Genomic DNA, 13005 nt, shown 5'->3' on the forward strand with positions numbered 1-13005 from the left:
GAGTTTTAAGAAGAGGTGCTATATATTTAATATATAGCACCTTTTTTATATTTAATAAGATGAATGTTCATGAAACAATTAACGTTAAATACAACTATATATAAATATGATGAATGCAAGATTTATAAAATAAAAAAATAATAGTCGTTTTATAAAGGAAAAAGGGAAAAAAAAGAGAATATTATAAGATATTAGGTGACAATAAAATATAAAATTTTATATATTATATTCATAAGCAATTTATAAAATGTAATAAATAAAATACTGTAAAACAATTTTAAATTTTAATGTAAGGAGAGGTTAGGATGAAAAAAATATTAAGTTGCATTTTTTTTATGATTTTTCTGATAACGATATCATTTGGCGGGATTGGATGTAGTAAATCTAATGAAGTATTAAGTGATAAAGCTGATGATGCTCAAACAGTAAAATTGAAAATGATATGGTGGGGGAATAATCAAAGAAAAGAATTAACAGAAAAAGCAATTCAATTATTTCAACAAAAGCATCCAAATGTAAAATTTGAAACAACAAGTTATGCAAATACAACGGATGTAAAGGTTAACTTAGCTATGAATACAGCAGATGAGGACATGCCTGATATTATTCAAGCTAATTATGATTTTGTTCATGATTATGCAAATAGAAACTTATTTGAATCATTTGAACCATATGTTGAGAAAAATATTGTGAATTTATCTGATGTTGATAAATCAAGCTTGGAGGCTGGAATTGATAATGGACAGCTATATGGGCTTCCATGGGGAATTAATGCGTATTGTGTGGCCGTAAATCCATCGATGTTTGAAAAGGCTGGAGTAGATATACTTAAGTCTGGATATACATATGATGAATTATATGAAACTCTTAAAAAGCTAAAATCTCAAATAAATGATCCGAATTTTTATCCATTAGCTAATTTTGTTGATTACAATAATTTTGTTAGGGCATATGGAAGCACATATTTTAATTCAGAAGGAACAGCATTAGGTTATAAAGATGATCAGATTTTTATAGATTATTTTAAATTTTATAAAAAATGTCTTGATGAAGGTTTAATTGCACCAGTTACAATCACAGATAAGAATACTTTGATTTCATCTGGAAAATCTGCACTTTGGTGGGGAGTTACTAATCAAGTATCTGGTCTTAATAAATCTACTAATACAGTTATGAAAATAGTATCAGTGCCTTCAAAAACAAAAGGAAAAATTACGAGCTGTATTAGACCATCAATGTATCTTTGTGTTTCGTCATATTCTAAGCATAAAAAAGAAGCTATGGAATTCATTGATTTTTTAACAAACGATTTAGAGGTTAACGACATATTAAAAGCAGAAAGAGGAGTATCAACTTCGACAAAGGTAAGTGATAATTTAGAAAAGAAAGCAAGTGAAGCTGATAAGCAACAGTATTTATTTCTAAAATATATTAAAGAAAATCCAAGTCCTCAAGATCCACCAACACCAAATACAGCAGGTAATGTTAATGCACTTTTACAAAGATTATCTGATGAAATTTTGGCTGGCAAACTTACACCAGAAGATGCTGCTAAGCAATTTAGAACAAGTGCAAACAAAATTCTAAGTGGTGTGAAAGGAGGAGAGTAATATGAGAATTACTATTCGTCAAAAACTATATGGTGGATTTACGGCTGTACTGCTATTTTTAGTTATTGTTGCTGTAGCTAATTATATATTAACAAGCAAAGTAAATGATAAAAATACAAATCTGATAAATAATAATACTAAAATTGTAAGTTATGTTAAGGATTTAAACAATGCTATTAGTGATGAGCAAGCTAGTGTAAATTACTTTCTTTTAACAGGTGATGCTGCGTATTTAAAGTCATATCAAAGAGCATTTGATATGTATAATGAAAAAAGTAAACAAATTAGTGAACTAATAAAAGGCAAAGATAGTTGGCAGATTTTGCAAGGATTAGATTTAATTCAACAACAATACGTTATTGCAGCTGACCAAATGATTGATGATAAAAGAAAAAATAGCATAGATAAATACACAAAAAATGCTGAAGCTCAAGGACCATTAATTCAAAAGTTTACAGAAACAGCAGAAAAGTTTATTAATAACGAAGAAGAAGTCTTAAATAAAGAAATTGAAAGCACAAAAAAAATAGTTAATTCTACAAAAATTCTTATTACAGCTATAACAATTATTACATTATTGTTAGGATTGAGCATTGCATATTGGATTAGCAACTTAATTTCAAAGCCAATTAAATTATTATCAGAAACAGCATCTAAAATTGCTGAAGGAGATCTTACGACCAATGAAATACAAATTAAAACAAAGAGTAATGATGAAATTAGTGAATTGGTTAAGGCTTTCAATAAAATGACTAATAATTTGCGAAAGCTGATTTTAGAAATGAGCACAGCAGCTTCACAAGTAGCAAAGTCAGCGGAAGAAATGACAACAGGTGCCGCGGAAACTACTAAAGTTACTAAATATGTTGCTAGTATTACTCAAGATTTGGCAAGTGGAACAGAACGCCAAGTTACTAGCGTTGAAGAAAATGTTAATTCAGTACGTAAAATGGATGATGAGGCAAATGAAATTAATTTAAGAGCACAGAATGTAAATGACCAAGTAGTAAAAACGTCAGAGCTTATAATAGAAGGAAATACAGCAGTTCAAAAGACAATAGAACAAATGAATTCTATTAAAAATATCGTAGCAGATATTGCACAAGCTGTTAATGAATTAGGAGATCAATCTAACAAAATTAATCAAATAATAAGCATTATAACAGATATTGCAGATCAGACAAACCTTCTTTCATTAAATGCATCTATAGAGGCGGCAAGAGCAGGAGAAGCTGGAAAAGGTTTTGCAGTAGTAGCGTCTGAAGTAAGTAAATTAGCAGAACAGACAGCTGCATCAGGAAAACAAGTATCAGATGTTGTAAAAACAATATTAGATAAGACTAGAAAAACTATAAGTATAGTTGAAGAAGGCGAAAAAGAAGTTGAAGATGGAATAGAAACTGTTTATGCAGCTGGAACATCTTTTGATATGATACAAAATTCTATTAATGAGGTTAGAAATACAATTGAAGAAGTTTCAAAAGCATCAAAGCACATGAGTGAAGGTACAGATAAACTGGTTACAGCCTTTGATACAATTCAAACAATTTCTAAAGCAGCAGCTGATGGAACTCAAAATGTATCTGCATCTACTGAAGAGCAGTTAGCAACTATGGAAGGTGTTGCAAATTCAGCAGCTTCTTTAAGCGTTATGTCAGAAGAACTACTAAATTTAATTAGTACATTCAAGGTTAATGGCAGTAAATAATATAAAATGGTAAACTACCCACAATATATACTCACTTTATAGTAGGAAGCTAAAGGAAAAAAGCTATCAACTAAAAAGTGAGTATTTTTTCTATAACATAATTTTAAGGTAATATATGTTATAGTAAAAAAATAATGTATAATTATATTAACCTTAATTATATAGAATAGTATATTTAAGGTTACATAAGAATGGGGCAGGGGAATGGGAAAAGAGGGAGTAATAATAGAATTTAACGAACTATACTCAACGCAAATTGAAGAAGGTATAGAAGTAGTATCCATAGCAAAAGATGATAAAATACAAACATATAGGATTATAAACACAGAAGAGAAATTATTGAAATATGTGTCTAATTCCATGGAATATGCAGAAAAACAACTTAAGATATTAGTTACTTTTGAATGTACAAATATATGTGGTAATTTTTACAATGCTATATTTTTGAAAAAATTTAAAATTGATAGTTACTGTGAGCCTAAAATAGAGGAATCTTTATACCTGAGTTTTACCAACTGCTATTTCTTCGAAGATGTAGAACTTTGGGGTGGAGATTACAGAAGAATAAAGATTAATGATTCCACGTTGGAAAAGAATTTATTTGTAAGGTTTGTAAACTGTGAAAAAGCAAGAATTACTAATGTAACATATAAAGAAAATTTAGTAATGGAGAATTCTGAGATTGGGAAACTTTATATTAATACTTCCAAATTTCAAACCGACATACTGTTTCAAGAAGTAACTATTTTAAATGATTTTATATTAGATAAAGTAGTAGGAATGCAAGATTTAATTTTTGTTGATTCCAGATTTGAAGGATTGAGCAAATTAGAGTTAGAGGTTAATGGGGAATTGAATTTTTATCAATGTTCTTTTTATAAAAACTCAGAGATTAATTTTGATGAGTTAAATGGTAAGTTTAGTCTATATAAAACTAATTTTTCTGATAAGTGTTATTTAGAATATGAGCTATTGGAAAATAAAGAATATGAACCTTTAATATTTGAAAATGATTTGAAAAAGACTAAGTGGAATTTTTTGATTGTATCTGATATATATAAATCCAGTGGAAGAATAGAGCAATATCTAAAAACCTTTTATTATTTCAAACGCTATGAAAGACTCGAAAGAAAACATAAGAGAAAGGGAAAGTACAACTTATTAGAGTACTTAATTGAAATAGCTACTAAGTATTATACGAGTTGGGAAAGAACTTTATTGTCTATGGGATTAATATTAGTTGCTTTCTTTTTAGTATATAGTATGTTCCCAAATTTATTGATATATAAAGATACATTGATAGCTCCTAAGAGTTTATTCAGTATAACTTTCGAAATGTTTAAAACATCTACTTTCGATATGAAATTTTTGATTAGTAAGTTTGGGAATGTATTATATTTTACTATAATAACATTTACTACTGTTGGTTATGGAGATATAATGCCTCTTAATTGGATGAAGTTAATTGTTAGCTTGGAATCACTATTAGGTGTGTTTTTTTGTGCAAGCTTTGTAGTAACTTTATCAAGAAGATTTTTCTAAGATATTAAGTTGTCGCTGTATTAATCTTTGATGAAGTTTTAATAATAAAAATTATATATGTTTATTGTTTAGCAGGATTTTTTAGTTAAAGCAATCTAAGAAATCCTGCTTTTATTATTGATAAATAATAGGTTTAAAGCTTGACAAATACATCTTGGATGATATACTGTATGCTGTACAGTATGTCGTTCGAATTAAAAAGATGGAGGTGAAAGTATGGGTGAAAATGATGCTAAAGAGAGGCTTATAGATGTGACTATCAAGATGATTTGCCAGGGGAAAAAACCCAGTGAAATCACTGTTAAGGATATTACTGAAACAGCAGAGCTTGGTAATGGAATGGTAAATTATCATTTTCAAAGCAAAGATAATTTAATCAGGTTAGCGGTGAAAAAAGTTATGAATTGTGCCACAAACAAATTAAGCGAAAAGATGAAAACTAAGGAAAATGAATCTCCCATTAAAAGGCTTACCATTATATTAAAAGAAGTTGTAAATTTTATTGCAGACAATTCTGAAATCTCAAAGATTGCAATTTTAGATGATCTAGAAAATAACAAAGGTACAGCCCATTTGTTAAGTTCAGAAGATGCTTATAATAAGTGTCTAAAAGATCTTTATGGAGATGATAGGCACAAACTTTTAATTAAAAATTATTTAATTGCGGGATACATAAATTATATATTTTTGAAAGCTGAAAAGATAAAAAATGAAACTGGTTTTGATTTTTATAATAAGGAAGACAGAGAAAAGGCAATTGAAACTTTAGTAGATGAATTAGTTAATTGTAAAAGAGTTTAGATAAAATTACTTGCGTATGTTCAAGGTTTAAAGTTGTTTACTATATTCAAATTAGATATTGTAAGCAAATTTATTAAAGATATCTACAAATACATAAATTTGAAGGAGTTAATAAAATTATGATGAATGTAAATAGTGAAAAATGTATTGGATGCGGACTTTGTGTTAAAGATTGCTTTCCTAATTGTATAAAAGTTTCTAATGGAAAGGCAGAGATTAATAATATTACATGTATGAAATGTGGGCACTGCATAGCTGTTTGTCCAAAAGATGCAATTTCTACAGATGAATATAATATGGACGAAGTAAAAGAATATAATGAAGCTGAATTTGAAATAGAATCTGATAGACTTCTTAATTTTATAAAGTTTAGAAGATCTGTAAGACAATTTAAAGATAAAGACGTTGAAACAGAAAAGCTGCTAAAAATAATAGAAGCAGGAAGATTTACTCAAACAGGAACTAATGCTCAAAATGTTTCGTACATCGTAGTTAAAGATAATATTAATCTACTAAAAGAAATGGTATTAGAAAACCTTAAGAATAGAGGAGAAGAATTGCTAAAAAATTTAAATCCTCAAACAATGCCTTTTAAGAGATATGCACAAATGTGGATAAGGATGTATAATGAATATAAAGAAAATCCTGAAAAGAATGATAAATTATTTTTTAATGCTCCAGCTTTAATCCTCGCAGTATCTGATTCTCAAATTAATGGAGCATTAGCATCTTCAAATATGGAACTAATGACTAATGCACAAGGGCTTGGAACATTTTTTAGCGGTTTCTTTGTAATGGCTGCACAAGGAAATGAAAAAATTAGAGAATTACTTGGACTTGAAGGAAATCAAGAAATAATAACTTGTATGGTTATAGGTTATCCAAATGTAAAATATTCTAGAACCGTTCCAAGAAAAGATGCAAGTATATCATGGAAGTAATAAGTTTATAGTATAAATAAATTTTATTAAGCTACCTGAAATAAAACGTTTTGTTTCAGATAGCTTTTTTATCCTTTTCTTTTGTCAAAAAATACATGAATTAATGAGGATATTAACAATGGTGAGAGAAAAAATAAGGAGATAACCTTTACAGTGAGCAAATTCGACTAAATAATGTTGGAAAATGCAATATTTATACAGTAAAATTATTTTATTACTAAGTCTAGGTATTATAAAAACGCAAAAAAATTAAAAATTTTATTAGGAGATGCATCTATGAAGAAAAGCAGCAAATTATTTAGGAAAATAGTTATTGGAATTGTTATTATGATTGTATTACCAATATTGGTTACTGGGGAAATTTCAATATTAAAATCACAATCTGTATTAGAGAACAATTTAAAGACAACGAGCATTCAAACAATTAAAGAAGTTGATAAGGGATTCACTGAGTATTTAGATGTTTTAAACACTGAATTGGATATACTATCAAGAAATTCTGACATAAAAGACTTGTCAAATCCTCAAGCAAATCATCAACTTACAACACAATATATTCAAGGGGTTTTTAGTGATATAAAGGATTCTGTTGATGGAGTTATTAATGTAGGTTATGCAGGAGAATATGGTGAAATAGTGTTAGATAGCAGTGTTTTGAGCTTGAAGGATTTTAATTATAAAGAAAGAGAATGGTACGTAGAAGCAAAAAAAGCCAATGGAAAAGTCATATACATAAAGCCATATACAGATAAAGTTACTGGGAAACAAGTTATGACGCTTGCCCAAGGAGTAAAAGATGAGAAGGGTCAATTTATTGGCGTTATAGTAATTGATATGTCATTGGATTCATTAAACAAATATGTTGGAGATATTCAGCTATTAAATACAGGTTTTATAATGTTAGTAGATAAAGATGGTGACATTATAGCTAATAATGAGAAAAATGTAGACATAGAAAAAACAGTTAGTGATTTAACGTTTTGGAATTCAGCTAAAGGTGAAGATAGAGGAATATATTCTTTAGAATATAAGGGTAAATCTTCTTATGTGTGCCAACAAACCAATGCTATAACAGGATGGAAACTAATAGGTATAATTGATAGTAAAGAAGTAACAGATAATGTATCCATCATGAAGATAGCAATAATTAGTTCTGCAATAATTTGTGCAATTGTTGGAATAGCTGTTGGAATTTTCGCCACATTATATTTAATGAAGGAAATAAATAAAATAAAGAAATCTCTTAGTCAGGTTGCATCAGGTGACTTTACTGCAAGAGTAAATGTTACAGCTAAGGACGAATTTGGTGAATTAGGACAAGATTTTAACTTTATGATAGACAATGTATCTGAACTGATGAAGAAAGTTCAAAGTACATCATCAGATTTACTTGAAGCCTCTGTAAGTATATCAAGTATGTCACAAGAAACTACAGCTTCAATTTCAGAAGTAGCAAATGCAATACAAGAAGTAGCTAGTGGTGCAACCAATCAAGCTCAATCATCTACAGAGGTAGCAGCAAGTGTTGGAGAATTGTCAGATAGAATTGATGAGGTTGGAAGACATACAAGTCACATAAATAAATTATCAAATGAAACAGAAAAATTAAGTAATAAAGGAATTATCATAGTTAGAGATCTAATAGATAAAGCAGGTAAAGCTAAAGAAAATGCTATTGAATCAGCAAAAATGGTTAATGAAATGACTAAAAGTATAGATAAGATAAACTATATGTCAAATGCAATAGCTGGTATTACAGAACAAACAAATCTTTTAGCATTGAATGCAAGCATAGAAGCAGCAAGAGCTGGGGAAGCAGGAAAAGGCTTTGCAGTTGTGGCAGATGAAATTAGAAAGCTTGCAGAAGAATCTAAAACATCTACAGATCAAATAAAGGCCATTATTTCTGAAATTAATACTAATGCTAATAATGCCCATGTAGCAATGGAAGAAAGTAAAGAAATGTCACAAGAACAAGGTAAAGCTATTAGAGAAACAGAAGATATATTTAATAAAATAGTTGATTCTATAATTCCATTAAGTGGTGCTATAGACCATATTAATATTTTAAACGAAAAGATGCATGCTAATAGAGAAGAAGTAAATGCTCAAATTCAAAATATAGCAGCAGTTTCAGAAGAGTCTGCATCCATATCAGAAGAGGTAACAGCATCCGCGGAAGAAGTGAATGCTACCATGGATGAACTGACTCAACATGCTGGTGATTTACAAGATATATCAAATAAACTACAAGATGAATTAAGGAATTTTAAATTATAGACAATAAAAATCATGGTTTCAATCTATATACAGAATTGAAACCATGATTGATTTTTACATCATTTCAAGCATTTGTTTTAAAATTCTAGTGGAATTTTTAACTGCAATAGGAATGAAGTTTTGGTAATCCATATGTGCTCCATTGTTTGCATTATCAGAAATTGATCTTATAACTACAAATGGAATTGAGTTTAAATAACATACTTGAGCTATACTTGCTCCTTCCATTTCACAAGAAATTGCTCCGAATTCCTTATCAAGCCATTGAATTTTTTCAACATTTGCAATAAATTGATCTCCAGAAACAATTCTACCTATAAAACTATTTAACTCTGAAATTTCTTCGCAAGCCTTTTTTGCAAATGCAACCATTTGCTCATCACATTTAAAATCAAAAGTATCAAGTCTTGGAATTTGTCCCATTTTATCGCCAAAAGCCGTAGTATCCATGTCGTGTTGAACTAGGTTTTCTGCAACAACTATGTCTCCTGGATAAATATCCTTACCAATTCCTCCTGCAACTCCAACATTGATAACTTTATCAACATTGTATTCAGAAGCTAATATTTGAGTACAAACAGCTGAATTAACCTTACCAATTCCGCATACTACAGCCACAACTTTTTTGCCATATAAATTACCTTTATGAAAAGTCATATTAGCTTTTTCTCTTTTTTCTTCAAGTGATAAATCTTTTAATAAGATTTCTAATTCTTCTGCCATAGCGGCAATTATACCAATAGTCATATAAAAATCCTCCTAAAATTAAACTTATATATTTTTCATACTGTTTTGTAAAATTTTTAGTATATTAATAAACTAAAAGCATAAAATAATATTTAATTAAAAATTATTTATATTAGAGTATGTTCAAAAAATATACATGACATTATTTATATTATAATCATTAATTCTCATTTTTAATAGATTAAATATTAAAATTGTAGTCATAAGGATGGAGTTTTTATAGTTTTATATAAAAATATTGTTTAGATAGAAATATTTAAAAGTCATATAAAAAAGAATCCACAAAAACATAAAAACAAAGCAATATTATTAACAATATACTTAATAAATTTGTGCATAAAATCTAAAAAATAATAATTATTGTGGATAAAATATTTGAATTGTACAATTGTAAGTAAAAAAGAAACAATATAATATTATTAATAGGATAAGTTTAAATTTTTTTATGCTATAATATCAATAAATATTAATAATATATTCAAATGATTAAGTTAGGCATATTAATTGTATAGATGAAACAAGAGGTGTTCGGTGTAGTTTATACAAATCAATATGGTAAAATAATGCCATGGCAGGGGGCGAAAATACCTTGTACATAATATGTTTAAAGGAGAGAAACTTATGGCAGCACAACATTCTTTATCGAGAACAGAACTTTTAATAGGTAAAGATGGATTAGATAAATTGAAAAATAGCAAGGTTGTTGTTTTCGGTGTTGGAGGAGTAGGAAGTTATACTGTTGAAGCACTTGCAAGAGCTGGGGTTGGAGAATTAATTATTATTGATGATGATACTGTTTGTTTAACAAATTTAAATAGACAGGTTCATGCCACATTTGATACTATAAGTAAACCAAAAGTAGAAGTGATGAAGGCAAGGATAGAATCCATAAATAGAAATTGTAAGGTTATAATACATCAAATTTTTGTTACACAAGAAAATATTGCAGAAATAATACCAGATGATGCTGATTACGTTGTTGATGCAATAGATACAGTTTCAGCCAAATTAGGACTTGCTGAATACTGCTATAAAAAAGAAATAAGAATTATTAGTTCTATGGGAACGGGTAATAAGTTAGACCCAACTCAATTTAAAGTTACAGATGTATTCAAAACAAAAGTTTGTCCTTTAGCAAAGGTTATGAGACATGAGCTAAGGAAAAGAGGAATAGAAAAATTAAAAGTTATATATTCAGAGGAAGTTCCAATAAAACCTGAATATGATGATGTGGTTACTTGTAAGACAGGATGTGTTTGTACAGGAGGAACTAAAAAGTGTGCAGTTAAACGTCAGATACCTGGAAGTATATCTTTTGTTCCGCCAGTTGCAGGTATGATAATTGGAGGAGAAGTTATTAAAGATATATTAGGAGTGAATTAAACTGGCTAATACTTTAAGAATATAGTAATATAATGATCCTGTGGTAGAATTGATATTGAAATTACCATAGGATTATTATTTTGTGATATTTTATTGTTAAAGTAGTTCATAATTTATATATAATATTGTAATGTTAAACTTAAAATTTAGAAGAAACAACAAAGGAAAATTTCTGTTAAATGTTGAATCGTTATTGTGTGATTGAAAACATTCTTGTTTTCAACAAAAATAAGAGCTTTAGTTAAAATACTTATATATTTAGGAGAGAAATGTATGGAATCAGATTTCAGTGTAAAAATACATTCACATAAATCAAGTGAAACGGAATATTTGATAAAAGACAAGAATGATATTGTTATAGGCAGGTTTATAACATCAGAATTAAACAATCAAATTAGAACTTGTAATATAAATCTTAAGTTCTATAGAGAAAATGATTATACTTTATTAATGGATACTTTGATTCTTATTTTGAAAGCAACTTTTAAAGATATTAATATTTCTAAGGTAAATATTATAGTTAATGAAAAAATAGAGATTAATCCGTTTATAGATTTGGGATTTACATTGGAAGGAATATTGAGCCAAAATCAATATTTTAAAGGTGAATATTTTGATGAATTATCATTTGGCATAACAAAAAAAGAATATAATTTGATGAGTAAGTATTCTTTAGTAGAGTTAGTTGGTGAAAATGTAGTTCTTAGAAACTTAACTTCCGGGGATGCTGAAGAATTATTGAAATATTATAAAAAAAATAAAAAACATTTAGAACCTTTTGAACCTGTTAAAGATAGCAATTTCTATACATTAGAAAGTCAAAAGAAAAATTTAAATAAGAGTTATAGAGAGTTTTTAAATGGAGTGACCATTGAGTTGGGGATTTTTAAAGAAAAAAGATTAATCGGAAAAATAAAACTTTCAAGGATTTTACACGGATCATTCAAAAATGGAATGTTAGGATATTCAATAGATGAAGAAGAACAAGGAAAAGGATATATGAAAGAAAGTGTAAGGCTTTTCTTGAAGTATGTTTTTGATGAATGTGAACTTCATAGAGTTGAAGCGTCTGCCTTAGTAGATAATGAAAAATCCAGAGGTGTATTAGATGGATGTGGCTTTAAAATGCTTGGCGTAAATGAAAAATATCTTTTAATTAATGGGAAATGGAGAGATCATGCAACATATTATATTTTAAAAGAAGATTTTGAAAAACATAATTAACTAAACCTGGTGTATCAATAATAGAATTGTGGAGAAAAGTAGAGAAATATAAAGAAATATAGAATCAAATTCGATAAATTATGTTTTTTGAAATTATTTAGAGAATTAGATATGTTAAGATAAAACACGTCGCTGAGAGACGCAAACAACTAAAAGAAATCAAATAAAAACCTTTTTTGAAAGAGTTTTGAAAAATTTGAAAAAAGTTGTTGACAAGATTCAAATCAAGTGATAAACTAAGTGAGTTGCTTGAGTGTGACAATAAAAAACAATAAGTTACAACGAAAGTTGTAGAAAGAAAATGGTCTTTGAAAATTGAACAGAATAAGATAAATACATTTAAGTAAACCAGCAATTTTTTTTGAGTAAGCTAAGATTAAACTTTTTATTGAGAGTTTGATCCTGGCTCAGGACGAACGCTGGCGGCGTGCTTAACACATGCAAGTCGAGCGATGAAGCTCCTTCGGGAGTGGATTAGCGGCGGACGGGTGAGTAACACGTGGGTAACCTGCCTCATAGAGGGGAATAGCCTTTCGAAAGGAAGATTAATACCGCATAAGATTGTAGTACCGCATGGTACAGCAATTAAAGGAGTAATCCGCTATGAGATGGACCCGCGTCGCATTAGCTAGTTGGTGAGGTAACGGCTCACCAAGGCGACGATGCGTAGCCGACCTGAGAGGGTGATCGGCCACATTGGGACTGAGACACGGCCCAGACTCCTACGGGAGGCAGCAGTGGGGAATATTGCACAATGGGGGAAACCCTG

The 13005-nt window shown here is 29.0% G+C and carries 9 protein-coding genes and 1 rRNA gene; 9 read left to right on the forward strand and 1 reads right to left on the reverse strand.

Features of this window, described 5'->3' with window-relative positions:
- The first annotated feature begins 305 nt into the window (after positions 1 to 305).
- The 6 genes from GXK56_RS11390 (at position 306) to GXK56_RS11415 (ending at position 8882) form a co-directional block, all read left to right on the forward strand.
- Complete coding sequence (locus GXK56_RS11390) at positions 306 to 1610, forward strand: extracellular solute-binding protein (protein ID WP_160687583.1); 1305 nt, start codon at positions 306 to 308, stop codon at positions 1608 to 1610.
- A 1-nt stretch (position 1611) separates the two neighbouring features.
- On the forward strand, positions 1612 to 3318 hold the full coding sequence (locus GXK56_RS11395) for a methyl-accepting chemotaxis protein (RefSeq protein WP_160687584.1): 1707 nt from the start codon (positions 1612 to 1614) through the stop codon (positions 3316 to 3318).
- A 204-nt stretch (positions 3319 to 3522) separates the two neighbouring features.
- Complete coding sequence (locus tag GXK56_RS11400; RefSeq protein ID WP_160687585.1) at positions 3523 to 4860, forward strand: potassium channel family protein; 1338 nt, start codon at positions 3523 to 3525, stop codon at positions 4858 to 4860.
- Positions 4861 to 5076: 216 nt separating this feature from the next.
- Entirely contained in the window at positions 5077 to 5661 is a 585-nt protein-coding gene (locus GXK56_RS11405; protein WP_160687586.1) for a TetR/AcrR family transcriptional regulator, read from the forward strand.
- 119 nt (positions 5662 to 5780) lie between these two features.
- Positions 5781 to 6602, forward strand: a complete 822-nt coding sequence (locus tag GXK56_RS11410) for a nitroreductase family protein (protein ID WP_160687587.1) — start codon at positions 5781 to 5783, stop codon at positions 6600 to 6602.
- A gap of 276 nt (positions 6603 to 6878) precedes the next feature.
- Positions 6879 to 8882 (forward strand): methyl-accepting chemotaxis protein, encoded by a 2004-nt coding sequence (locus tag GXK56_RS11415; protein ID WP_160687588.1) that lies wholly within the window; start codon positions 6879 to 6881, stop codon positions 8880 to 8882.
- Positions 8883 to 8936: 54 nt separating this feature from the next.
- On the opposite strand, the gene GXK56_RS11420 is transcribed toward GXK56_RS11415, so the two are convergent.
- Complete coding sequence (locus GXK56_RS11420; RefSeq protein WP_160687589.1) at positions 8937 to 9629, reverse strand: 5'-methylthioadenosine/adenosylhomocysteine nucleosidase; 693 nt, start codon at positions 9627 to 9629, stop codon at positions 8937 to 8939.
- 621 nt (positions 9630 to 10250) lie between these two features.
- Between GXK56_RS11420 and GXK56_RS11425 the strand changes: the two genes are divergently transcribed.
- The 3 genes from GXK56_RS11425 to GXK56_RS11435 form a co-directional block, all read left to right on the forward strand.
- Entirely contained in the window at positions 10251 to 11012 is a 762-nt protein-coding gene (locus GXK56_RS11425; RefSeq protein ID WP_160687590.1) for a tRNA threonylcarbamoyladenosine dehydratase, read from the forward strand.
- A 273-nt stretch (positions 11013 to 11285) separates the two neighbouring features.
- Positions 11286 to 12236, forward strand: coding sequence for a GNAT family protein (locus GXK56_RS11430; RefSeq protein WP_160687591.1), 951 nt, complete (start codon positions 11286 to 11288; stop codon positions 12234 to 12236).
- Positions 12237 to 12620: 384 nt separating this feature from the next.
- Positions 12621 to 13005: ribosomal RNA gene (locus tag GXK56_RS11435) — 16S ribosomal RNA — on the forward strand; the annotation flags it as partial.

Origin of the sequence: Clostridium sp. C2-6-12 (assembly GCF_009928485.1) — a bacterium.
Lineage (GTDB): Bacteria > Bacillota > Clostridia > Clostridiales > Clostridiaceae > Clostridium.

Bases quoted from the DNA above. Each gene is read 5' to 3' on its own strand.
- GXK56_RS11390 (WP_160687583.1), top strand. From the start codon at position 306: ATGAAAAAAATATTAAGTTGCATTTTTTTTATGATTTTTCTGATAACG.
- GXK56_RS11395 (WP_160687584.1), top strand. From the start codon at position 1,612: ATGAGAATTACTATTCGTCAAAAACTATATGGTGGATTTACGGCTGTA.
- GXK56_RS11400 (WP_160687585.1), top strand. From the start codon at position 3,523: ATGGGAAAAGAGGGAGTAATAATAGAATTTAACGAACTATACTCAACG.
- GXK56_RS11405 (WP_160687586.1), top strand. From the start codon at position 5,077: ATGGGTGAAAATGATGCTAAAGAGAGGCTTATAGATGTGACTATCAAG.
- GXK56_RS11410 (WP_160687587.1), top strand. From the start codon at position 5,781: ATGATGAATGTAAATAGTGAAAAATGTATTGGATGCGGACTTTGTGTT.
- GXK56_RS11415 (WP_160687588.1), top strand. From the start codon at position 6,879: ATGAAGAAAAGCAGCAAATTATTTAGGAAAATAGTTATTGGAATTGTT.
- GXK56_RS11420 (WP_160687589.1), bottom strand. From the start codon at position 9,629: ATGACTATTGGTATAATTGCCGCTATGGCAGAAGAATTAGAAATCTTA.
- GXK56_RS11425 (WP_160687590.1), top strand. From the start codon at position 10,251: ATGGCAGCACAACATTCTTTATCGAGAACAGAACTTTTAATAGGTAAA.
- GXK56_RS11430 (WP_160687591.1), top strand. From the start codon at position 11,286: ATGGAATCAGATTTCAGTGTAAAAATACATTCACATAAATCAAGTGAA.